The following is a 25,522-nucleotide window of genomic DNA, read 5'->3' on the forward strand; positions in this document are numbered from 1 at the left end:
CGCGCACACCGAAACTCGGAGACGGTAGACGATGACTGCTGCACCCCGCCCCGTCGTACTGTGGCCGGTCTCGGCGCCCGGACCGGCCTCGCTGCGAGCCCGCGCCACCGCGGCCGCGGAGCTGCTCGACGGCCTCACCGGCCTGTCCCCGGCGTCGGCCGCGGCCGCCCTGACGGCGGCCGACGAGGCCTCGGACCATCGGGCCGTGGTCGTCGGACGGGACCGCGACGAGCTGCTCGCGGGGCTGCGGGCCCTGGCCGCCGGGCGGGTCGAGGACGCCGGCGCGGAGGTGCGGCGGGGCCGGCTTCCGGAGGACGGCGCGGCACCCGGCGTCGTCTTCGTCTACTCCGGGTTCGGCGCGCACTGGGACGGCATGGGCGTCGATCTGCTGGACGGCTCCGAGGCCTTCCGGACCAGTCTCACCGCCTGCGCAGACGAGCTGCGGCCACTGGTCGGCTGGGACCTGCTCGACGTCCTGCGGGGCGCCGAGGGGGCGCCGGAGCTGGACTCCGCGGCCGTCGTGATGCCCGCTCTGGTGGCCGTCATGATCGCGCTGACCGAGGAGTGGCGTTCGATGGGCGTCGAGCCGGTCGCGGTGGTCGGGCACAGCATCGGCGAGATGGCCGCCGCGTACGCGAGCGGGGCGTTGCCGCGGGCCGAGGCCCTGCGGATCGCGTCGGTGTGGGGTGCGGGCCTCACCGACGCGCTCGCGGGCGGCCACGGCATCGTGGCGGTGCTGCTGCCCGCCGAGGAGATGCGGGAGCGTCTCGCGCGGTGGGGCGGCCGGCTGGGGCTCGCCGCCGTCAACGGCCCCGGTTCGGTGACCGTGTCGGGCGAGGAGGCGGCGCTCGGCGAGCTGGAGGCGGTGCTGGCCGCCGAGGGCGTGCGGACCCGCCGGATCCGGTCCGACGTGCCGGTCCACGTGGCGCAGGTGGACGCGATCACGGACCGGCTCCTCGCGGAGCTGCGGACGGTACGGCCCGCCGCGTCCCGGATCCCCTTCTACTCCTCCGCGCTCGGCGCCGCGGTGGACACGGCGGAGCTCGACGGGGCCTACTGGGCGGGCCAGTTGCGCCGCCCGGTGCGCTTCGAGTCGGCGGTGCGCGCGCTGCTCGCGGACGGTCACGGCGCGTTCCTGGAGGCCGGACCGCATCCCGTGCTCAAGATGGCCGTCGAGGAGACGGTCGAGGACACCGGTCTGGCGGCGGACGTCGTGGTGGCCGGGTCGCTGGTGCGCGGCCGCAACGGGCGGCAGGCGCTGTCGGAGGCGCTCGCCGGCCTGTGGACGTACGGCCTGCCCGTCGACCTGACCCGGGCGGCGGCGCCCCAGGAGGACCGCGCGGGTGGGCCCGCACCCCTGGAGCTTCCCCCGTACGACACCGCCGCGGACGCCTCCGAGGCCGCCCGCTCCGTCACCGGGCTCCGCGCCGAACTGGACGCGTCGACCGAGGACGAGCGCCGTCGGCGCCTCCTGGAGCTCGTACGGGAGCAGACCGCGGACGCGCTCGGCGTCGACCGGGGCACCCCCGCCGGCGGGCCCGACGACACGTTCCGCGACCTCGGCCTCGAGTCCTCGGCCGCGGTCGCGCTGCGCAACCGGCTGGCCGAGGCGCTCGGCCTGCGGCTGCCCGTGGCCGTCGCCTTCGACCATCCCACGCCCGCCGCTCTCGCCGCGCACCTCCACGCGCTGCTGTACGGGACGGCCCGGACGCCCGCGACCAGGGGCCGCCGCGCGGACGCCGACCCCGGCGAGCCGATCGCGATCGTCGGCATCGCCTGCCGCTACCCGGGCGGGGTGTCCTCGCCCGAGGACCTGTGGAAGCTGGTCAGCGAGGGCGTCGACGCCATCGGCCCGTTCCCCGGGGACCGGGACTGGGACGAGGACCTGTACGACCCGGACCCGGAGGCCGTCGGGAAGTCCTCGACGGCCCGGGGCGGATTCCTCTACGACGCGGGCGGGTTCGACGCCGGCTTCTTCGGCATCGGTCCGCGCGAGGCGACGGGCATGGACCCGCAGCAGCGGCTGCTCCTGGAGACGGCCTGGGAGGCGTTCGAGCGGGCGGGCATCGACCCGACGACCCTGCGCGGCAGCGACACCGGCGTCTTCGCGGGCACGTACGGCCTCGAGTACGGACCTCGGCTCGCGGACGCCGCCGAGGGCGGTGTCGACGGGCACCTCCTGACGGGCCAGTTCGGCAGCGTCGCCTCCGGTCGCATCGCCTACACCCTGGGCCTCGAAGGCCCGGCGATCACGGTGGACACGGCCTGCTCCTCCTCGCTGGTGGCGCTGCACCTCGCGGTGCGCTCGCTGCGGCAGGGCGAGTGCTCGCTCGCCCTCGCGGGCGGCGCCGCGATCATGGCGAGCCCCGGCATGTTCGTGGAGTTCAGCCGTCAGCGCGGACTGTCCCCGGACGGGCGCTGCAAGGCCTTCTCTGCGGCGGCCGACGGTACGGGCTGGAGCGAGGGCGTCGGTCTGCTGCTCGTCGAGCGGCTCTCCGACGCCGTCCGCAACGGCCACCCCGTCCTCGCCGTCGTACGCGGCACCGCGACCAACCAGGACGGCGCGAGCAACGGCCTCACCGCACCCAGCGGCCCCGCGCAGGAGTCCGTCATCCGCCAGGCGCTGGCCGACGCGGACCTCGGCGCGGGGCAGATCCACGCGGTCGAGGCGCACGGCACCGGCACCACGCTCGGCGACCCGATCGAGGCCCAGGCCCTCATCAACACCTACGGCACGGAACGCGACGCCGAACACCCCCTCTGGCTCGGCTCGTTGAAGTCCAACATCGGGCACGCCCAGGCCGCCGCCGGTGTCGGTGGCGTCATCAAGATGGTGATGGCGATGCGGAACGGGGTGCTTCCCCGGACCCTGCACGCCGACGAGCCGACGGACCACGTGGACTGGTCGGACGGCACCGTACGACTCCTCACCGAGGAGCGGGCCTGGGACGCGACGGGGGGCGAGCCCCGGCGCGCGGGTGTGTCGTCGTTCGGCATCAGCGGCACGAACGCGCACGTCGTGATCGAGCAGGCCCCGGCGACCGTGGAGGACACCGAACGCGCGGATCTTCCGTGGTTGTTGTCGGCGAAGAGCGAGCAGGCCCTGCGCGACCAGGCCCGTCTCCTGCACACGTACGCAACCGAGCACCCCGACACCCCGCCGCAGGACATCGCGGGAGCGCTCGCGGCCCGTACTTGCTTCGACCACCGCGCCGTCCTGCACACCACCGACCGCGACGCCCTGCTCACCGGTCTCGCCGCACTCGCCGACGGCGTCGAGGCCCCCGGCCTGACCACCGGCACCGCACTCACCGGCAAGACGGCCTTCCTCTTCACCGGCCAGGGCAGCCAGCGCCCCGGCATGGGACACGAACTCTACGAATCCGAGCCCGTGTTCGCCACCGCGTTCGACGAGATCACCGCTCTCTTCGACCCCCACCTCGACCAGCCCCTGCGCCAGGTCATGTGGAACCAGGACCCCACCACCCTCCACCAGACCCAGTACACCCAAGCAGCCCTCTTCACCCTCCAAACCGCACTCCACCGCACCCTGGAAGCCCAAGGACTCACCCCCGACGCCCTCATCGGCCACTCCATCGGCGAAATCGCCGCCGCCCACGCCGCCGGCGTCCTGGACCTCACCGACGCCGTCACCCTCGTCGCGGTACGCGGCCGGCTGATGCAGGCCGCCCGTGACGACGGCGCCATGCTCGCCCTCCAGGCCACCGAGGACGAGGTCGTCCCGCTGCTCACCGAGGGCGTGGACATCGCGGCGCTCAACGCACCCGGCTCGCTCGTGGTCTCGGGCGACGCGGAGAAGGTCGTCGCGCTCCAGGAGCACTTCGCGGCGCTGGGCCGCAAGACGAACCGTCTGTCGGTCAGTCACGCCTTCCACTCACCCCACATGGACGAGGTCCTGGAGGAGTTCCGCACAGCGATCAGCGGCCTGACCTTCCACCCCCCGAAGATCCCCGTCATCTCCAACATCACCGGCCTGCCCGCCACCGACGACGACCTCCGCTCCCCCCACTACTGGGCCCGCCACATCCGCGGAACCGTCCGCTTCCACCCCGGCATCCAACACCTCCAGACCAACAACACTACCCGCTACCTCGAACTCGGCCCCGACACCACCCTCACCGCACTCGCCCAACAGACCCTGGACGGAACCGAAGCCCTCCTCACACCCACCCTGCGCAAGAACACCCCCGAACCCACCACCCTCACCACCGCACTCGCCCGCCTCCACACCACCGGCCACACCCCCACCACCTGGCAACCCCAGACCCCGACACCCTCCGTGGAAGGCCTGCCCACCTACCCCTTCCAGCACGAGCACTACTGGCTGTCGCCGCGGCGGGCGGGCACGGACGTCACGGCCGCGGGGCTCACCGCCACTGATCACGCGCTGCTCGGCGCCGTGGTGACGCTCGCCGACAGCGACCAACTGGTCCTCACGGGCCGGATCTCGCTGCGTACCCACCCCTGGCTCGCCGACCACACCATCTCCGGCACCACCCTCCTGCCCGGCACCGCGTTCACGGACCTCGCCCTCCACGCCGCAGGTCTCGCGCAGGTGCGGACGGTGGAGGAGCTGACCCTCGAATCCCCCCTCCCCCTGGGCGCGGACACCGCGGTCACCCTCCAGGTGACGGTGGAGGCGGCGGACCGAACCGGCCGCCGGGCGATCACCGTGCACTCGCGCACGGACGAGTCGGAGCCGTGGACCCGGCACGCCTCGGGCACGCTCACGGACGCCGCCCCGGCTCCCGAGCCGATCGCGTGGCCGCCGCCGGGCGAGCGGGTCGATCTCACGGGCGCGTACGAGCGGCTCGACGCGCACGGATACGCGTACGGTCCGACGTTCCGGGGGCTGACCGCCCTCTGGCGGGACGGCGACGACTTCCACGCCGAGATCGAACTCCCCGAGGGCGTCGACACCACCGGCCACACCCTCCATCCGGCGCTGCTCGACGCCGCGCTCCACCCGCTGGTCGACGGCGCCGAGGGTCTGCTGCCGTTCGGCTTCGGCGGCGTGACCCTGTACTCGACGGGTGCGACCCGGCTGCGGGTGCACGCGGCCCCGTCCGCCGAGGGCGGTGTCACGCTCCGGCTGGACGATCCGGCGGGCGCGCCGGTCGCGGTCGTCGAGTCGCTGGTGCTGCGCCGGGCGGAGGCCGGTCGGCTCGCCGACGGCGGGCGCCGTCAGCCGCTGTTCACGGTCGCCTGGCAGCCGTCCGTGGCCGCCGGGGCCGAGGGCCACGACGACGGCGAGCGCCGGGTGGTGCTGGGTTCCTCGCCCGGGGCCGGCGAACTCGCCGTCGCGCTCGGCGCCGAGGCGTACACCTCCCTGGACGCGCTGCGGGCGGCTCTGGACGCCGGTGCGGCGACCGTCCCCGGGCTCGTCGTGCACGCGGCCGTGACGACCGGCTCCGGCCCGGAGTTCCCGTCGGCGGAGGCCCGCGGGGTCGCGCACGAGGCGCTGGCGGCGGTGCGGGCGCTGCTCGCCGACGAGCGGTTCGCGGACACCCGGATGCTGGTCGTCACGCGGGACGCCGTGGGCACCGCCACGGAGCCCGCAGCCCCGGGCGCAGTGCCCGAGGTGACGACGTGGGGCCTGGTCGCCGCGCCCCTGTGGGGCCTGCTGCGTTCGGCGCAGTCCGAGTACCCGGGCCGTTTCGCGCTCGTGGACGTCGACGGGGCCGCCGAGTCGCGGGAGCGGCTGCGGGCCGTGATCGCGTCCGGGGAGCCGCAGAGCGCGGTCCGCGCGGGCGAGGTCCTGGTGCCCCGGCTGGCCCGGGTCGCGGAGGACACCACGACGGCCCCGTCCACCACGACCGATGTTTCGGCGCCCACCGATTCCTCCGCGCCTTCCGCGCCCCTCGCCGCGGACGGCACCGTCCTGATCACCGGCGCCTTCGGGCGGCTCGGGCGGCTGCTCGCCGAGCACCTGGTCGTCCGACACGGCGTACGGCGTCTGCTGCTCACCAGCCGGCGCGGCCCGGAGGCACCCGGTGCGGACGAACTCGTCGCCCGGCTCGCCGAGGCCGGTGCCGAGGCGCGGGTCGTGGCCTGCGACACCGCCGACCGGGAGGCGCTCGCGGCCCTCGTCGCGTCGGTGCCCGCCGAGCACCCGCTGACCGCGGTCGTGCACACGGCCGGTGTCCTGGACGACGGCGTGGTCACCGCGCTGTCGGCGGAGCGGCTCGACACCGTGATGCGTCCGAAGGCGGAGGCCGCCTTCCACCTCCACGAGCTGACCGCGGGCCTGGACCTGGCGGCGTTCGTCGTCTACTCCTCGGTGTCGGGCCTGATCGGCACGGCCGGTCAGGCGAACTACGCCGCCGCGAACACCTACCTCGACGCCCTCGCCCACCACCGCCGCGCGCTCGGCCTTCCGGCGACCGCGCTGGCGTGGGGCCTGTGGGGCGAGGGCGGCATGGGCGAGAAGCTCGGCGGCTCCGACCTGGCCCGGATGGCCCGGTCCGGGGTGGTGGCGATGACGGAGGACGAGGGCCTCGCCCTGTTCGACGCGGCCTTCGGGCGTCCGGAACCGCTGCTCGTGCCCGCGCGCCTCGACCTGGCGGCGGTACGGGCGCGGGCGGCGGCCGACGGCGTGCCGCCGCTGCTGCGCGGTCTGGTCCGCGCGCCGCTGCGCCGGGTGGCCGCCGCCGCGCCCGCCGCCGGCGGTCTGGCGGCCGAGCTCGCCGGTCTCGACGAGGCCGGGCAGCGGCGCAGGATCACGGAGCTGGTGCGGGAGCAGGCGGCCGCGGTGCTCGGTCACGCGTCGGCGGCGGCCGTGGACGTCACCTCCGGGTTCAAGGACCTGGGCTTCGACTCGCTGAGCGCGGTGGAGCTGCGCAACCGGATCAACGCGGCGACGGGGCTGCGCCTCTCGGCCACCCTTATCTTCGACCACCCCTCGCCGCGGGCCCTGGTGGCGCACCTGCGGGAGCGGCTCACCTCCTCGGGAGCGCGGGGGGCGTCCGGTGGTTCCGCGCTCGTCCGGGCGGCGCGGCCCGCGGCCGGGGCCGGGTCGGACGACGCGTACGAGCCGATCGCGATCGTCGGCATGGCCTGCCGGTTCCCCGGCGGGGTGTCCTCGCCCGAGGACCTGTGGCGCCTGGTGAGCGAGGGCACGGACGCGATCGGGCCGTTCCCCGGGGACCGCGGCTGGGATCTGGAGAACCTGTACGACCCCGACCCGGAGGCGGTCGGCAGGTCCAGCACCGACCAGGGCGGGTTCCTGTACCGCGCGGGCGAGTTCGACGCCGAGTTCTTCGGCATCAGCCCGCGCGAGGCGACGGCCATGGACCCGCAGCAGCGGCTGCTCCTGGAGACGGCCTGGGAGACCTTCGAGCGGGCCGGCATCGACCCGGGCGAGGTGCGCGGCAGCGACACGGGCGTGTTCGCGGGCACGATGTACCACGACTACGCGCCGCACGTGCAGCAGATGCCGGAGGAGTTGGAGGGCATCCTCCTGACGGGCACGCTCGGGAGCGTGGTGTCGGGCCGGATCGCCTACACGTACGGCCTGGAGGGTCCGGCGATCACCGTGGACACGGCGTGCTCGTCGTCGCTGGTGGCACTGCACCTGGCCGCGCAGTCGCTGCGGCAGGGCGAGTGCTCGCTGGCCCTGGCCGGCGGCGCGACGGTGATGGCGACTCCGGGCACGTTCGTGGAGTTCAGCCGGCAGCGCGGTCTCTCGCCGGACGGCCGCTGCAAGTCGTTCTCCAGCGCCGCCGACGGCACCGGCTGGAGCGAGGGCGTCGGCCTGCTGCTCCTGGAGCGGCTCTCCGACGCGCGCCGCAACGGGCACCCGGTCCTCGCCCTGGTGCGGGGCACGGCCACCAACCAGGACGGCGCGAGCAACGGTCTGACCGCGCCGAACGGCCCTTCGCAGGAGCGGGTGATCCGCCAGGCCCTGGCCAACGCGCGCCTGACCGCCGGCCAGGTCGACGCGGTCGAGGCCCACGGCACCGGCACCCGCCTCGGCGACCCGATCGAGGCCCAGGCCCTCATCAACACCTACGGCACGGAACGCGACGCCGAACACCCCCTCTGGCTCGGCTCGTTGAAGTCCAACATCGGGCACGCGCAGGCCGCGGCGGGAGTCGGCGGCGTCATCAAGATGATCATGGCGATGCGGAACGAGGTGCTGCCCAGGACCCTGCACGCGGAGGACCCGACGGATCACGTCGACTGGTCCGACGGCACCGTACGGCTGCTCACCGAGAACCGGCCCTGGCTGCCGGCCGACCGGGAGCCGCGCCGGGCGGGCGTCTCGTCCTTCGGCATCAGCGGCACCAACGCCCACGTGATCATCGAACAGGCCCCGGAAGGCACCGGCGCCGCCGATGACACCGAACTCCCCGACCTGCCCTGGCTGCTGTCGGCCAAGAGCGAGCAAGCCCTGCGCGACCAGGCCCGCCGGCTCCACACCTACACCACCGAACACCCCGAAGTACCCGCACAGCAGATCGCCGCCACACTCGCCACCCGCGCCCGCTTCGACCACCGCGCCGTCATCGCCGCCGACGACCGCACGTCCCTCCTCACCGCCCTCGACGCACTCGCCGAGGGCAGGGAGGCCCCGGGTCTGACCGCGGGCACCGCGCTCACCGGCGGCACCGCGTTCCTGTTCACCGGGCAGGGCAGCCAGCGGCTCGGCATGGGACGGGAACTCCACGCCGTCGACCCGGTGTTCGCCGCCGCCCTCGACGAGGCGCTCGCGGCGCTCGACCGGCACCTCGACCGTCCGCTGCGGGAGGTGATGTGGGGCGAGGACGCGGAGCTCCTGAACCGCACCGAGTACACCCAGCCGGCCCTGTTCGCCCTGCAGACCGCGCTCCACCGGGCCCTCGAGCACCGGGGCGTCGTCCCGGACCGGCTGGCGGGCCACTCCATCGGCGAGATCGCCGCCGCGCACGCCGCCGGCGTCCTCGACCTGGAGGACGCGGCCCGGCTCGTCACGGTCCGCGGCCGGCTCATGCAGGCGCTGCCGGCGGGCGGCGCGATGGTCGCGGTCCAGGCGACCGAGGAGGAGGTGCTGCCGCACCTCACCCCGGGGCTGTCCGTCGCCGCGCTCAACGCGCCCGACTCCACCGTGGTGTCGGGCGTCGAGGAGGACGCGCTCGCGGTGCGCGACGCGTTCGCCGCGCTCGGCCGGCGCACCACCCGGCTCAAGGTCGGTCACGCCTTCCACTCGCCGCTCATGGAACCGATGCTCCGCGCGTTCGAGGAGGCCGTCGCGGGGATCCGCTTCCGGCAGCCGTCGGTCCCGCTCGTCATGAGCGGCGATCCGACGACCGCGGCCTACTGGACGGCGCACATCCGTGACACCGTCCGCTTCACCGACCACGTCCGGGCCCTGGAGGAGAGCGGCGTCGTGCGGTACGTCGAGCTCGGTCCGGACGCGATCCTGACGGCCCTGGCCCGGCAGACGCTGTCCGGTGCCGCCGTGCTCGCCCCGGCCCTGCGGCGCGGCGGCGACGAGGCGGGCACGTTCGGCGCGGCCCTGGCCCGGCTGCACGTCGGCGGGGCCTCCCCTGCGGACTGGCGGCCGGACCGCACCCCGGCGCGCCCCGAGGACCTGCCGACCTACCCCTTCCGGCGGGACCACTTCTGGCTCACCCGCCGCGCGGAGCGGTCGGGCGGCGCCGGGTCCGGGCACGCGCTGCTGGACGGCGCGGTCCGGCTCGCCGACGACGACGGGTTCGTGCTGACCGGGCGGCTGTCCCGGCGCGGCCACCCGTGGCTGGAGGAGCACGCGGTCGGCGGGGCGGTGCTGCTGCCCGGCGCGGCCCTGGTCGACCTGGCGCTGCACGCGGCGGACCTCGCGGCGGCCGGGTCGGTCGGCGACCTCACCCTGGAGGCCCCGCTGGTGCTGCCCGAGACGGGCTCCGTCGACCTCCAGGTGAGGGTCGGCGCGCCCGACGAGACGGGCCGCAGGCCGCTCGCGGTGCACGCCCGCCCCGCGGACGGCGGCGAGGAGACCACCGGGGCCGGTGACGGGGCGGACTGGACCCGGCACGCGACCGGCACGCTCACCGGTGCACCCGACGGCGCGGCCGTGGAGCACCTCTCCTGGCCGCCGGCCGGCGAGCGGGTGGACCTCACCGACGCCTACGACGCGCTCGCCGGGCGCGGGTACGCGTACGGGCCGTTGTTCCAGGGCCTCACGGGCCTGTGGCGGGACGGCGACGACCTGTACGCCGAGGTCGCCCTGCCCGACGACGCCGAGGAGGACGCCACCGCGGGTCACGTGCTGCATCCCGCGCTGCTCGACGCCGCGCTGCACGCCCTGCTCGTGGCCGACCCGGAGGCGCCGCTGCGGGTGCCGTTCAGCTGGTCCGGCGTCTCGGCGTACGCCGAGGGGGCCCGGTCGCTGCGGGTGCGGCTGCGCAGGACCGGGCCGGACACGGCGGCCCTGACGCTGGCCGACGCGACCGGTGCTCCGGTGGCGGAGGTGGCCGAACTGGCCCTGCGCACCGTGGACCCGGGCGCGCTCGCCCGGGCCTCGGGCGGCTCCCGCGATCCGCTGTACGTGCTGCGCTGGCGGCAGGTTCCCTCGGAGCGGCCGACGGATCCGGAGGCGCCGGCCGCGTCGTGGGCGACGCTCGGGAAGCACGGTGACGCGGTGGCCGACCGGCTGGGCGTCCGGGCCCGGCACGCGGACCTCGCGGGGCTGCGGGCCGCGCTGGACGCGGGCGGTCCCGTGCCGTCGGTGGTCGTGCTGCCCTGGCGGGAGGACGGCGCGGACGTGCTCGCCACCGCCGACGCGACGGCGGTCGACGCGCTGGCCGTGGTGCAGGAGTGGCTGTCCGACGACCGCCTCGCCGGCACCAGGCTCCTCATGGTCACGAGCGGCGCCGTCGCGGCGGGGCCGGACCCCCGGGTGACCTCACCGGGCGTGTCGACGGTGTGGGGTCTGCTGCGGACCGCGCGGCAGGAGACCGAGGGCCTGTTCACGCTGGTGGACCTCCCGCCCGTGCCTGCCGCCGACGGTGCCGTGGGCGGATCCGGGGGCGACTGGGCGGCGGAGGCGGAGTCGCTGCCGGCCGTCGTCGCCTCCGGGCGCGGCGAAGTGGCCGTACGGGACGGGCGGCTGTTCGCACCGACGCTGGCCCGCGCCGAAGGGACGGCGGGCTCCGAGGGCGCGCCGGCCGCGGGACGGTTCGATCCGGAGGGGACGGTGCTCATCACCGGCGGCACCGGCGCGCTCGGCAGCCTCCTCGCCCGCCACCTCGTGACCAAACACGGCGCACGCCACCTCATCCTCACCAGCCGACGCGGACCCGACGCCCCCGGCGCCACCCAACTCACCACCGAACTCACCCGACTCGGCGCCCACATCCGCATCGAAGCCTGCGACACCACCAACCCCGACCACCTCACCCACCTCCTCACCACCATCCCCACCCAACACCCCCTCACCACCGTCATCCACACCGCAGGCACCACCCACGACACCCCCCTCCACCACCAAACACCCACCCACCTCCACACCACCCTCAACCCCAAAGCCCACACCGCCTGGCACCTCCACACCACCACCCACAACCACCCCCTCACCCACTTCCTCCTCTACTCCAGCCTCTCCGGCCTCACCGGCACCCCCGGCCAAGCCAACTACGCCGCCGCCAACACCTTCCTCGACGCCCTCGCCCACCACCGCCACACCCACGGACAACCCGCCACCAGCCTCGCCTGGGGACTCTGGAACGAGGGCGGCATGGGCGAGCGGCTGACCGCGACGGACCTCGCGCGGCTGCGCCGCTCCGGGATCGTGCCGATGCCTCCGGAGGAGGCGCTGCGGATGCTGGACACGGCGCTCGGTTCGACGGAGGCGCTGCTCTATCCGGCGCGGCTGGACCTGAACGCCCTGCGGACCCTCGCGGCCGCCGGGACGGGCCCGGAGCCGCTGCTCGGCCTGGTGCGCGGCGGGCCCGCGCGGCGCGGTGCCGCGGCGGGCACGGGTGCCCGGGGCGCCGGAGGCGCGGTGCCGCTCGCGGACCGGCTCGCGGCGGCACCGGCGGAGGGGCGCGAGGAGCTGGTGCTCGCTCTGGTGCGGGAGCACGTGGCGGCGGTCCTCGGGCACGGTTCGCCGGACCGGATCGACGCGGAACGCGGGCTCCTGGACCTCGGCTTCGACTCGCTGACGGCGGTGGAGTTCCGCAACCGGCTGGGCGCCGTGACGGGGCTGCGGCTGCCGACGACGGTGGTCTTCGACCACCCCACGCCGGCGGCGCTCGCCCGGCACCTGCTCGACGAGCTGGCCGTGACGGCCTCCCCGACGGGGTCCGCGGGGCCGGCCGATCCCCTGGAGGCGATCGGGCACCTGGAGGAGCTGCTGCGGCGGCACTCGGCGGGGACCGCCGCGCGGGACGCGGCGGAGGCGGCCGAGATCACCCGGCGGCTGCAGTCGGTCCTGCGGGGCTGGCACGACGTGAGCGCCGCCCTCGGCGAACCGGCGGCCCACGACCTCGACTCCGCGACGGACGACGAGCTCTTCGAAGCCCTCGACAAGGAGCTCGGCCCGTCCTGACCTCCGCCCCGGCGCCCGGCGCCGTCCCGTCCATCCCTCCTTTCGACAGCAGTGAAGGTTGAGCTCCCGTGGCGAACAACGCTCCCGTGGCGAACGTGGCGAACAACGAAGACAGACTGCGCGACTACCTCAAGCGCGCGACCACCGACCTGAGGCTGGCGCGCCGCCGGATCTCGGAGATCGAGGGGGCCCGGCACGAGCCGATCGCGATCGTCGGCATGGCCTGCCGCTACCCGGGCGGGGTGTCCTCGCCCGAGGACCTGTGGAAGCTGGTCAGCGAGGGCACCGACGCCATCGGCCCGTTCCCGGACGACCGCGGCTGGGACGAGGACCTGTACGACCCGGACCCGGAGGCCGTCGGCAGGTCGACGACGGCCCGCGGCGGGTTCCTGTACGACGCGGCGCGGGCGGACGCGTCCTTCTTCGGGCTGAGCCCGCGCGAGGCGATGGCCACCGACCCGCAGCAGCGGCTGCTCCTGGAGACGGCCTGGGAGGCGTTCGAGCGGGCGGGCATCGACCCGACGACCCTGCGCGGCAGCGACACCGGCGTCTTCGCCGGGGTGATGTACAACGACTACGCCTCGCGGCTGCGGCCGGCCCCCGAGGAGTACGAGGGCTATCTCGCCGGCGGCAGTCTCGGCAGCGTGGCCTCGGGCCGCCTCGCCTACGTCTACGGCCTCGAAGGCCCCGCGGTGTCCGTGGACACGGCCTGCTCCTCGTCCCTGGTGGCGCTGCACCTCGCGGTGCAGTCGCTGCGGCAGGGCGAGTGCTCGCTGGCCCTGGCGGGCGGTGCGACGGTGATGGCCACGCCCAACACCTTCGTGGAGTTCAGCCGTCAGCGCGGTCTGTCCGCCGACGGGCGCTGCAAGGCCTTCTCGGCGGCGGCCGACGGCACCGGCTGGAGCGAGGGCGTCGGCCTGCTGCTCGTCGAACGGCTCTCCGACGCCGTCCGCAACGGCCACCCCGTCCTCGCCGTCGTACGCGGCACCGCGACCAACCAGGACGGCGCGAGCGGCCGGCTGACGGCGCCGAACGGTCCCTCCCAGGAGCGGGTCATCCGCCAGGCGCTCGCCAACGCCCGGCTGACCTCCGACCAGGTGGACGCGGTCGAGGCGCACGGCACCGGCACCACGCTCGGCGACCCGATCGAGGCCCAGGCCCTGATCAACACGTACGGGCGCGAGCGCGACGCCGAACGCCCCCTGTGGCTCGGCTCGTTGAAGTCGAACATCGGCCACACGCAGGCGGCGGCGGGGGTCGGCGGCGTCATCAAGATGGTGATGGCGATGCGCAACGGCACGCTGCCGCGCACGCTGCACGTCGACCGGCCGACGGACCACGTCGACTGGTCGGCGGGCACCGTACGGCTGCTCACCGAGGAACAGCCGTGGAAGGCCGCCGACACGGCTCCGCTGCGGGCCGCCGTGTCGTCGTTCGGCATCAGCGGCACCAACGCGCACGTCGTGATCGAGCAGGCGACGGAGCTGCTGGTCGAGCGGCACGCCGAGCAGCCCGGCGGCGAGCCGGCCGGGCGTGAGACGGCGGATGCCACGGCCCCCACGGCCGACACCCCGGAGCCCTCGGACGGGGCCACCGCGCTCACCGCCCTTCCGTGGCTGTTGTCGGCGAAGAGCGAGCAGGCCCTGCGCGACCAGGCACGCCGGCTCCACACGTACGCCACCGAGCACCCCGACACCCCGCCGCAGGACGTCGCGGCGGCGCTCGCGGCCCGTACCCGTTTCGACCACCGCGCCGTCGTCGACGCGGCGGACGGACGCGAGGCGCTGCTCACCGCCCTGGACGCGCTCGCCGACGGCTCCGAGGCCGCCGGACTGACGACCGGTTCCGTCCTCACCGGCAAGACGGCCTTCCTCTTCACCGGCCAGGGCAGCCAGCGCCCCGGCATGGGACGCGAACTGTACGAGTCCCACCCGGTGTTCGCCGCCGCGTTCGACGAGGTGTGCGACCGCTTCGACGCGATCCTGGACCGGCCGCTGCACGAGGTGATGTGGGGCCAGGACGCGGCGACGCTCAACCGGACGCAGTACGCGCAGGCCGCGCTCTTCACCCTCCAGACCGCGCTCCACCGCACCCTGGAACACCACGGCCTGGTCCCCGACACGCTGATCGGCCACTCCATCGGAGAGATCGCCGCCGCGCACGCCGCCGGCGTCCTGGACCTTCCCGACGCCGTCACGCTCGTCGCGGTACGCGGCCGGCTGATGCAGGCCGCCCGTGGCGACGGTGCGATGCTCGCCGTGCGCGCCTCGGAGGAGGAGGTGCGGGAGGTCCTCGCCGGTGTCGAGGGCGATCTGGACGTCGCGGCCGTGAACGGGCCGGAGGCCACGGTGATCTCCGGCTCCCGGAGCGCGGCCGAGGCGGTGGCGCAGCACTTCGCGGCGCTGGGCCGCAAAACCACCCGCCTGACGGTCAGCCACGCCTTCCACTCACCCCACATGGACGAGGTCCTGGAGGAGTTCCGCACGGCGATCAGCGGCCTGACCTTCCACCCCCCGAAGATCCCCGTCATCTCCAACATCACCGGCCTGCCCGCCACCGACGACGACCTCCGCTCCCCCCACTACTGGGCCCGCCACATCCGCGGAACCGTCCGCTTCCACCCCGGCATCCAACACCTCCAGACCAACAACACCACCCGCTACCTCGAACTCGGCCCCGACACCACCCTCACCGCACTCGCCCAACAGACCCTGGACGGAACCGAAGCCCTCCTCACACCCACCCTGCGCAAGAACACCCCCGAACCCACCACCCTCACCACCGCACTCGCCCGCCTCCACACCACCGGCCACACCCCCACCACCTGGCAACCCCAGACCCCGGCACCCTCCGTGGAAGGCCTGCCCACCTACCCCTTCCAGCGCGAGCGCTTCTGGCTGTCGCCCGGCACGGTGGCGACGGACGTCGCGTCCGCCGGTCTCGTGGCCTCCGAACATCCGCTGCTCGGCGCCGTGGTGACGCTCGCGGACAGCGACCAGCTGGTGTTCACCGGCCGGATCTCGACGCGCACCCACCCCTGGCTCGCCGACCACACCATCTCCGGCACCACCCTCCTCCCCGGCACCGCCCTCGCCGACCTGGCTCTCCACGCCGCCGGCCACACCGACACGCCCACGCTGGAGGACCTCACCCTCGAGTCCCCGCTGGTGCTGCGGGCGGACACGCCGGTGACCCTGCACGTCACGGTGGGCCCGGCGGCCGGGGACGGCAGCCGGACGATCTCCGTGCACTCGCGCACGGACGAGGCCGAGTCCTGGACCCGGCACGCCTCCGGCACCCTGTCGGACACGGTCGAGGCGCCCGAGGAGCTGCCGTGGCCGCCGCCGGGCGAGCGCGTCGACCTCACGGGCGCGTACGAGGAGCTGCACGCCCACGGCTACACCTACGGCCCCGCGTTCCAGGGCCTCACGGCGCTCTGGCGGGACGGCGACGACCTCTACGCCGAGATCGAGCTCCCCGAGGGCGTCGACGCCGCGGGGCACACCCTGCACCCCGCCCTCCTCGACGCCGCCCTCCACCCGTGGGCGCGCGAGGTCATGGGCGAGGACGCCGAGAGCGTGCTGCTGCCCTTCAGCTGGCAGGGCGTGACGCTGCACGCCGTGGAGGCGACCCGGGTGCGGCTGCGGCTGACCCGGACCGGCGAGGACACCGTACGGCTGTGGCTGACCGATCCGGCGGGCGCTCCGGTCGCCACGGTGGCGGCCGTGACCGCGCGGGCCGGCGCGCCGGCCGATCTCCCGGCCGGCGCGGACGGGCCGGGTGCCGGGCGGACGCCGCTGCTCCTGGTCGACTGGAAGCCGCTGCCCTCGGCCGGGACGCCGGCCCCGTCGCCGGAGGCGGTCGCCGTGCTCGGCCCGGACCCGCTGGGCCTGGCCGTGGCGCTCGGCGCGCCGGCCCACCCCGACGCCGCCGCGCTGCACGCGGCCGTCGCGGCGGGCGCGGAGGTGCCGGGTGTCGTGCTCGCCACCTTCCTCGACGAGACTCCGGCCGCGGACGACCTGACGGCGGCCGCCGGACTTCCGTCGCGGGTGGAGGCGTTGAGCGGCCGGGCGCTCGCCCTGACGCAGGACTGGCTGGAGTGGGAGTGGCCGGCCGACGCCCCGGCGGAGCCCCGGTTCGTGGCCGTGACCCGGGGCGCCGTGGCCGCGAGGCCCGGTCCGGAGATCCGGGACCTGGCCGCGTCCGCCGTGTGGGGCCTGCTGCGCGCGGCTCGCACCGAACACAGCGGCCGGTTCGGCCTGTTGGACCTCGACGACGTCGCCGGGGAGCGTACGGAGGGGCTGGCCGCCGCCGTGTCGGCGCTGCTCGCCGGGGACGAGCACCAGCTCGCGGTGCGTGACGGCGGTGTCTACGCGCCCCGTCTGGTGCGGGCCGACCGGGCGCCCGAGGTGCTGGTGCCGCCGAAGGACACCCCGTTCTGGCGGCTCGACGTGCACAGCTCCGGCACCCTGGGGAATCTGGCGCTGCTGCCCGCCCCGGAGGCGGGCGCGCCGCTGGGCCACGGCGAGGTGCGGGTCCGGGTGCGGGCCGCGGGGCTGAACTTCCGTGACGTCCTCGTGGGTCTCGGGATGTACCCGGGCGACGAGGCGCGGATCGGCGGCGAGGCGGCCGGTGTCGTCCTGGAGACGGGGCCCGGCGTGACCTCGGTGGCGGTCGGCGACCGGGTGATGGGGCTGTTCCCGCTGGGCGCGATCGGTCCCGTCGCGGTGACCGACCACCGCTGGGTGACCCGGATGCCGCGGGGCTGGACGTTCACGGACGCGGCGGTGATCCCGGTCGTGTTCCTCACCGCGTACTTCGGCCTGGAGGACCTGGCCGAGGTGCGCCGGGGCGAGTCGCTGCTCGTGCACGCGGCGACCGGCGGCGTCGGCATGGCCGCGCTGCAGCTCGCGCACCACTGGGGCCTGGAGGTCTACGGCACGGCGAGCAGGCCCAAGTGGGACGTGCTGCGTTCGCTGGGCGTGGCCGAGGACCGCATCGCCTCCACCCGGACGCTCGACTTCGAGGAGCAGTACCGGGCGGCCACCGGCGGCCGGGGCTTCGACGTGGTGCTGAACTCGCTGGCGCAGGAGTTCGTGGACGCGTCGCTGCGGCTGCTCGCGCCGGGCGGCCGGTTCCTGGAGATGGGCAAGACGGACATCCGTGACGAGGCCGAGGTGCGGGAGCGGCACGCGGGCGTGTCCTACACCGCGTACGACCTGATGCGGGTGGAGCCGGAGCGGGTCCAGGAGATGCTGGTCGAGCTGGTGCGGCTGTTCGAGTCCGGGGAGCTGCGGCGGCTGCCGGTGACCGCGTGGGACGTGAGCCACGCGCCGGAGGCCCTGCGGTATCTGAGCCAGGCCCGGCACACGGGCAAGGCGGTCCTGACGCTGCCGGCTCCGCCGGATCCGGAGGGGACGGTGCTCATCACCGGCGGCACCGGCGCGCTCGGCAGCCTCCTCGCCCGCCACCTCGTGACCAAACACGGCGCACGCCACCTCATCCTCACCAGCCGACGCGGACCCGACGCCCCCGGCGCCACCCAACTCACCACCGAACTCACCCGACTCGGCGTCCACATCCGCATCGAAGCCTGCGACACCACCAACCCCGACCACCTCACCCACCTCCTCACCACCATCCCCACCCAACACCCCCTCACCACCGTCATCCACACCGCAGGCACCACCCACGACACCCCCCTCCACCACCAAACACCCACCCACCTCCACACCACCCTCAACCCCAAAGCCCACACCGCCTGGCACCTCCACACCACCACCCACAACCACCCCCTCACCCACTTCCTCCTCTACTCCAGCCTCTCCGGCCTCACCGGCACCCCCGGCCAAGCCAACTACGCCGCCGCCAACACCTTCCTCGACGCCCTCGCCCACCACCGCCACACCCACGGACAACCCGCCACCAGCCTCGCCTGGGGACTCTGGAACGAGCGCAGCTCGCTGACGGAGAAGCTCGGGGACGCGGATCTGGCGCGGATGGCGCGGGACGGCATCCTGCCGCTGGGCACCGAGGAGGGGCTCGCACTCTTCGACGCGGCGCTCGAAGGCCGGCAGCCGCTGGCCGTGGGGGTCGGGCTCGATCGGGCGGCGCTGCGGTCACGGGCCCGGGCGGGCTCGCTGCCGGCGCTCTTCGGCGAGCTGGCCGGCGAGGGCCGGACGGTACGGAAGGCGGCGGGCGGCGCGTCGGCCGGCGCGGACGGCGGGGCCGGGGTCCGGGAGCGGCTCGCCGCGCTGGCCGGTCCCGAGCGTCTCGACCTGCTGCTCGGCCTGGTGCGCGGCCACGCGGCGACGGTGCTCGGGCACACGGACGCGGCCGGCGTCGGCACCGAGCGGCCCTTCAAGGAGCTGGGCTTCGACTCGCTGACCTCGGTGGAGCTGCGCAACCGGCTCAACGCGGAGCTGGGTCTCCGGCTGCCGAGCACGCTGGTGTTCGACCATCCGACGCCGCTGGCACTCGCCCGGCACCTGCTGACGGCCCTCGCCCCGGCGGAGGAGGACCCGGTGGCGTCGGCCCTGGCCGAGCTCGACCGGATCGAGGCGCGGCTCGTGTCGCTGGGCGCGGGCGAGGGCGGTCGCGGCCGGCTGACCGGCCGGGTGCGCGATCTGCTGCTGCGCCTGGAGTCCGAGGCCGGTGACGCGGTGGAGGCGAACGCGGTGGAGTTGAAGGAGGCGTCCGACGACGACCTCTTCGACTTCATCGACCGGGAGCTCGGCGTCAACTGAGCCGCCGGACGCACGTCGACGGCGGCGCCAACTGCCCCGGCGCCGCCGTCGATTGCTAAACGGGGACGGTCCCTGTATGTTCGGAGAGAATCGTGGAACGTCCCCGTTTAGCTCCTCGAGGAGATGCCGAATCATGAGTGAAAAGTCCGTCACGAGCGCCGCGGGCCAGGGTCCGCCCACCGCCGAGGCGGCCGGCCGCCGCAACGGCATGGTGCTCCTCATCGTGCTCACCCTCCAGACGATGCTCATCCTCGACGTGAGCGTGGTGAACATCGCCCTGCCCGACCTCAAGGTCGCGCTCGACTTCACCCCCACCGGTCTCTCCTGGGTCCTCAGCTCCTACCTGCTGACCTTCGGCGGTCTCCTGCTCCTCGGCGGCCGCGCCGGAGACGTCCTCGGCCACCGCCGCGGGCTGCTCATCGGCGTCACGATCTTCACCGCGGCCTCGCTGCTCGGCGGTCTGTCCGACTCGGCCGCGATGCTGCTCGCCGCGCGCGCCCTGCAGGGCGTCGGCGCCGCCTTCGCCGCGCCCACCGTGCTCGCCCTGATCGCGACCCACTTCACCGACGAGAAGGCCCGGGCCAAGGCCCTCGGCATGTACGCGGCGGTCTCCGGCTCCGGCGCGGCCATCGGCCTCATCGGCGGCGGCCTGCTGACGGACTGGCTCTCCTGGCGCTGGGTGCTCTTCATCAACGTGCCGATCGGCCTCGCGCTGCTGATCACGGCCCCGATGTTCATCCGCGAGACCGAGCGCAAGCCCGCCGGTTTCGACCTCGGCGGCGCGCTCACCTCCACCCTCGGCATGACCGCCCTGGTCTACGGCTTCATCCGGGCCGCCGAGAGCGGCTGGGGCGACGCGCTCACCCTGGCCTCCTTCGCCGCCGCCATCGTGCTGCTCGTGGTCTTCGTCTTCATCGAGACCCACGCCAAGCAGCCGATCACCCCGCTGCGGCTGTTCGCCGACCGCAACCGCGCGACCGGCTACCTCTCGCTGCTCTTCGTGATGGCGGCCGGCAACTCGATGTTCTTCTTCCTCACCCAGTTCCTGCAGGAGGTGCGGGGCTTCAGCCCGATCCAGGCGGGTCTGGCCTTCGTGCCGCTCGCGGTGCTGATCCTGATCTCCTCCAGCGTCGCCGCCAAGTTCCTGCCCAAGGCCGGACCGCGGGTCCTGACCGCCGTCGGCGCCGCCGCCATGAGCGTCGGCCTGATCTGGTTCGCGCAGCTCAGCCCCGAGGCCGGCTTCGCCTCCGCGATGCTCGGCCCCATGCTCATCGCCGGTCTCGGCATGGGCACCCTGCTCGTCGGCGTCACCACCATCCTGATGTCCGGCATCGCGCCCGAGGAGACCGGCGCCGCGTCCGGCCTGCTGAACGTCATGCAGCAGATCGGCGGCGCACTGGGCCTCGCCATCATGGTGACCGTGTTCGGCGCCGCGAGCCGCGGCGCCGCCGACGAGGTGCCGGCCGGTCTCGACGCCAAGGGCTCCGCGGACTTCGTCCTCACCGAGGGCGTCACCATGGCCTTCGCCTGGGGCGCCGGCTTCACCGCCCTCACCATCCTGCTCACCCTCATCATGCGCTCCGTCCCCATGGGCGGCGGCGCGGAGCAGGGCGCGGAGGACGCCCCGGAGCAGTCCGGCAGCCCCACCCAGCCCGTCTCGTCCCTGTAGTTCCCTTTCGCGACTCCACGCGCAGCCCTGGCCGGTTCTCGACGGTCAGGGCGCGTTCGTGTGCCGGCGGGGCGGACATCTCCGGCTCAGACCCCTGTAACAAAGCGCTCGTACCATCGGGGTCGAGGGACAAGGATGACCTGCGGACGAGACGCCGACACAAGGGGGAAGAGATGGTCACCACAACCGTGTCGCTGGTTGGCGACCAGAGCACGTCGTCGGTCCGGTGCGAGGAATCCTTACGGTTACTGGGCGCCCTACAGGCCCTGCAGGAGGGCCGGGGAGGCATCGTCGAGCTGCTCGGAGAGCCCGGTGCGGGCAAGAGCCGGCTGCTGGCACAGCTCGCCTCCGCCGCACGCGCCCGAGGAGTGACGGTCCTCGACGGACACTGCTACCCCTCCGAACTTGACGAACCTCTGCACGTTTTCACCCGCGCACTGCACGGCATCATGACGGCCGACCGGCTGTCCGCCCTCTCGCGCGAGCACGCCGAGCTGCTACGGGCCGGCCTCTGCGCCCGGCTGGGCGGCCGGGGCCCGCAACCGTCCCCGTTGCAGCTCTCCCAGGCGCTGCACGCCCTGCTGAGCCAGGCCGCCGATCACGGCCTGCTGCTGGTCCTGGACGACTTCCACTGGGCCGACCCGCAGTCGCTCGCGCTCGCCGACCACCTGGCCCGCTGGAACTTCCGGGCCCCGGTGCTGCTGGTGATCGCGCACCGGCCGCGACAGGCCGCGCCCTCGCTGCTCAGCACCCTCGCCCAGGGCGCCGAGCAGGGCCGGGTGGAACGCATCGACCTGCCGCCGCTCGACCTGGACCAGGCAGCCCGGCTGCTCGGCGTACGACCCGACGCGATCCGGCTGCCGTCGGCGCTCCACGAGAGCGACGGCAATCCGCTCTACCTGCTGGCGCAGGACGAGACGACCGTGAAGGGCGCGGACCCGCGCACCCAGCTGCTCACCGGGCGCCTCGCGCCGCTGGCCGCCGAACTGGCCGAGCTGGACCCCGCCGAAAGGCTCGTGGCCGAGTCCGCGGCCGTCCTCGGCGACCGGTTCAGCCGGGACGAGCTGGCGGCCGTCTCCGAGCTGCCCACCGAGGAGACCTGCGCCGTCGTCAGCGCGCTGATCCAGCTGGACGTGCTGCGGCCGCTGCGCTGCTCCGGCACGCTCCTGGGCTTCCGGCACCCGACGCTGCGCCGGGTGCTGCACGACCAGGCCGACCGCTGCTGGCGCTCACAGGCCCACCGCAGGGCGCTGACCGTGCTCAACCGCCGCGCCGCCTCGGCGTCCGAGCGGGCGGTGCACATCGAGCTGTCGACCAGCTCGTTCACCCCCGAGGACCTGGAGACGCTGGCGAAGGCGGGCCGGGAGACCGAGCAGAGCGCTCCCCACGACGCCGTACGGTGGCTCCTGACGGCCCTGCACGAGCTGCCCGCCTTCGAAGAACAGGCGTCCGGCAGGCTGCTCGCCCTGATCCCGCCCCTGGCGCGGGCGCTGCGGGCCGCCGACTACCTCGCCGACGACCCCTCGCTGCGCGCCCTGCTGACCCGGGGGTCACAGCTGGCCCCGGAGGGCGCGAGCCGGGCGGCGATCGGACTCTGCGTCGTCGTCGAGTGCCTGCAGGGACGATTCAGCCGAGCGACGGAGCTGCTCTCGGCCGCGCTCACCGACCTGCGGGCGGCGAAGGCCGACAACGACGTCCTCGCCCGGCTCACGATCCACCGCGGCATCATCTCCACGCTGTGCGACGACGAGGAGCTGCCCCGGATCGCGGACCGGGCCCTGGTCCTCGCCCGGTCCGGCGGGAAGCGCAGCACCCTGGCCGGGGCCATGGCGCTGCACGCCCTCGGCGAGCTCGCGGCCGGCCGGGTGACGCAGGCCCTGGCCTCGTACGACGCCGCCGTGCGCCAGATGGACGAGCTCTCGCACGCCGACATCGCCTGCCACAGCGAGTACCTGGCGCTGCTCGGCTCCTGCGCCATGGCGCTCGGCCGGCCGCGCGAGGCGGAGTCGTTCTTCGAGCGCGGCACCGCGGTCGTCCAGGAGCGCGCCCACAACGTGGTGCTGCCGGTGCTGCTGAGCGGCCTCGCCGAGGCCCAGCTGCGGCAGGGCCGTCTGGAGAGTGCCCGGAGGTCCGCCGCCGAGGCCACCGAGCTCGCCGGCTACCTGGGCGCCGAGCAGCTGCGCGTGGTGGCCCTCGCCCAGGAGGCGCTGTGCGTGACCTACGCCGAGCCGCCGGGCAGCAGCCGGGCCTCCGCGCTCACCGAGCAGGCCGTGCACTCGCTGCGCCGCTCGTCCTGCCGCTGGCACGGTTCGTCCGTGCTCACGCTGGCCGAAGCGCTGCTGATGCAGGGCAGCCCGGACCGCTGCGTCGGTCTGCTCCTGGAGCTCGGCGGCCCCGGGCTTCCCGGGCTCGACCCCACGCTGCGGCCCCGGGGCTTCGAACTGCTCGCCCTGGCCTCGCTCTCCGGCGGCACCGGCAGCTCCGGCGGCACCTCGCTGTGGGCCGACCGCGCGAACGTCGCGGCGCAGGGGCTGCGGCTGCCGCACAACCGGGCGTACGCACTGCTCGCGCGCGGGCACGTACTCGCCGAGCAGGCCGAATGGGACGCGGCGGTGACGCTGTACCAGGAGGCGGAGCGGGCGTTCGACGGCGCCCAGCTGCGGTTGCACCGGCTGACCGCCCGGATCCGGTCGGCCCGTGCGGCGAGCAACAGCAGCCGTCCGGAGCTGGCGGCGGAGCTGTGGGTTTCGGCGCAGGAGCTGGCCGAGCAGTGGGACGTGCTGCTGCTCGCCCGGCTGAATCCGGACACTCCGCTGGAGAACTCGCTGGGTCGCGGCTGCCACGCGCTGCTGCCCGCGCCGATCCCTCCCGTGGCCGGTCTCGAGGTGCTGACCGGGCGCGAGCGGGAGGTCGCGAGAGAGGCCGGAACAGGTCGGCGGACCCGGGAGATAGCCGAGGCGCTGGGATTGAGTCCGCGCACCGTGGAGGTCCATCTGTCGCGGATCTACCGCAAATTGGAGATCGGTTCGCGAGCGGAATTGGCTCGGTTGATGGCCGTACGTATTTCCACGGATGCCGCCACCTGATCCTTCTGTGAGCCTGAAGGCACGGCAATGAAGGCGCTGGATCCGACCGGCGCCGGAACAGTGCTTCAGGGGGTTGAAGTGAGTCACGGCGGGATCGCCCATCATCACGTCTGGTCGGCTTCCGGCAGGTGTCCGGGGGCCGGCGCGACGGAGGAGGAGCCGATCGCGGAGGACGCGTTCCGGAGCGTTTTCCGGACGCATCCGGCCGGCGTGGCGATCATCACGGCGATGGGCGAGAGACGGCCCGTCGGCTTCACCGCGACCTCGCTCGCCTCCGTCTCCTCCGCGCCGCCCCTCGTGTCGTTCGGGGTGGGCCGGAACGCGTCGTCGTGGGCGACGGTCTGCGCCGCCGAGTACGTGGCGGTGCATCTGCTCGCCCACGACCAGCGGGAACTCGCCTCGACCTTCGCGCGCAGCGGCGCCGACCGCTTCGCGCCGCCCACTCGCTGGAGCGCCGGCCCGCACGGCGTGCCGCTGCTCGACGGCGTTCCGACAACGATGGTCTGCCGCAAGGTGTACGACCTGCCCGCCGGCGATCACACCGTGGTGATCGCTCAGCCGATTCGCGCGTATCAGGGCGACCCCGCCCGTCCCCTCGTCTACCTGGACGGCCGCTTCGGCTCAGTGTCGCGCTGAGCGCTGCCAGTCTCAGCGATCTCCGGAAGGTCACACAAGACATGCGATTCGAAATCCTGGGCAGCCTGCGCATCACGGACGCCGACGAGGTCTTCACCATCAGTGCGCCGAAGGTGGAGTGCCTTCTCGCCGCCATGCTGGTCCGCGCAGGGAACGTCATATCGACGGACCAGTTGTGCTCGGAGATCTGGCGCGACGATCCGCCGCGCCGGGCCACCGCCACGCTGCACGTGTACATATCCCAACTACGCAAGACGCTGAAGGGCCCGAGCCGGGCGAAGGGTCCCATCGTCACCCGCTTCCCGGGCTACGTCCTGGAGCTGGGCGGCGAACACACCCTGGACGCGCACGACTTCCAGCGTCTGGCCCAGCAGGGCCGGGCCGCGGCGCGTGCCGGCCGGCACGCGGAGGTCTCCGCGCTGTGCGGGCAGGCGCTGTCGCTGTGGCGCGGCACGGTCCTCGGCGAGCTGCGCGGCGGCGACGTCGTGGACGAGTTCGCCACCTGGGCCGAGGAGACCCGGCTGGAGTGCGTCGAGCTGCGGAACGAGGCCGACCTGGCCCTCGGACGGCACCGCGAGCTCGTGGGTCCGCTCTACGCGCTGGTGTCCAAGCACCCGCTCATCGAGGCGTTCCACCGGCAGCTGATGCTCGCCCTGTACCGCTCCGACCGCCGGGCCGACGCGCTCCAGGCCTTCCACACGGTGCGGTCGGCGCTCGACCGGGAGCTCGGGATCAGCCCCTGCCGGCAGCTGCACGAGCTGCACCGGGAGATCCTCCTGGACTCCGGCCCCGCGCTGACCAGAGCGGCGTGAAACGAGCGGTGTCCAGGCCGTGTTGA

The 25,522-nt window shown here is 74.4% G+C and carries 6 protein-coding genes; all 6 read left to right on the top strand.

Annotated elements, in window-relative coordinates:
* Positions 1 to 31: 31 nt before the first annotated feature.
* The 6 genes from CP977_RS05555 to CP977_RS05580 all read left to right on the top strand — a co-directional run bounded on the left by CP977_RS05555 (position 32) and on the right by CP977_RS05580 (position 25,496).
* Positions 32 to 12,547 (top strand): type I polyketide synthase, encoded by a 12,516-nt coding sequence (locus CP977_RS05555; RefSeq protein WP_152369717.1) that lies wholly within the window; start codon positions 32 to 34, stop codon positions 12,545 to 12,547.
* Positions 12,548 to 12,615: 68 nt separating this feature from the next.
* Positions 12,616 to 19,293 (top strand): type I polyketide synthase, encoded by a 6,678-nt coding sequence (locus tag CP977_RS05560; protein ID WP_244412629.1) that lies wholly within the window; start codon positions 12,616 to 12,618, stop codon positions 19,291 to 19,293.
* 133 nt (positions 19,294 to 19,426) lie between these two features.
* The gene (locus tag CP977_RS05565) at positions 19,427 to 20,962 is read left to right on the top strand and encodes an MFS transporter (RefSeq protein WP_167308992.1); all 1,536 of its coding nucleotides are present in this window, start codon (positions 19,427 to 19,429) and stop codon (positions 20,960 to 20,962) included.
* 173 nt (positions 20,963 to 21,135) lie between these two features.
* Positions 21,136 to 24,048: a helix-turn-helix transcriptional regulator gene (locus tag CP977_RS05570; RefSeq protein ID WP_079131415.1), complete on the top strand. Its 2,913-nt coding sequence runs from the start codon at positions 21,136 to 21,138 to the stop codon at positions 24,046 to 24,048.
* A 27-nt stretch (positions 24,049 to 24,075) separates the two neighbouring features.
* Positions 24,076 to 24,684 (top strand): flavin reductase family protein, encoded by a 609-nt coding sequence (locus tag CP977_RS05575; RefSeq protein ID WP_079131416.1) that lies wholly within the window; start codon positions 24,076 to 24,078, stop codon positions 24,682 to 24,684.
* A 41-nt stretch (positions 24,685 to 24,725) separates the two neighbouring features.
* Complete coding sequence (locus CP977_RS05580) at positions 24,726 to 25,496, top strand: AfsR/SARP family transcriptional regulator (protein WP_062758151.1); 771 nt, start codon at positions 24,726 to 24,728, stop codon at positions 25,494 to 25,496.
* The last annotated feature ends 26 nt before the right edge of the window (positions 25,497 to 25,522 follow it).

It is taken from the genome of Streptomyces cinereoruber (assembly GCF_009299385.1).
GTDB lineage: Bacteria > Actinomycetota > Actinomycetes > Streptomycetales > Streptomycetaceae > Streptomyces > Streptomyces bikiniensis.

Excerpts from the sequence above, each read along its gene's own strand:
- CP977_RS05575 (WP_079131416.1), top strand. The coding sequence starts at position 24,076 with ATGAAGGCGCTGGATCCGACCGGCGCCGGAACAGTGCTTCAGGGGGTT.
- CP977_RS05565 (WP_167308992.1), top strand. The coding sequence starts at position 19,427 with ATGAGTGAAAAGTCCGTCACGAGCGCCGCGGGCCAGGGTCCGCCCACC.
- CP977_RS05580 (WP_062758151.1), top strand. The coding sequence starts at position 24,726 with ATGCGATTCGAAATCCTGGGCAGCCTGCGCATCACGGACGCCGACGAG.
- CP977_RS05570 (WP_079131415.1), top strand. The coding sequence starts at position 21,136 with ATGGTCACCACAACCGTGTCGCTGGTTGGCGACCAGAGCACGTCGTCG.
- CP977_RS05555 (WP_152369717.1), top strand. The coding sequence starts at position 32 with ATGACTGCTGCACCCCGCCCCGTCGTACTGTGGCCGGTCTCGGCGCCC.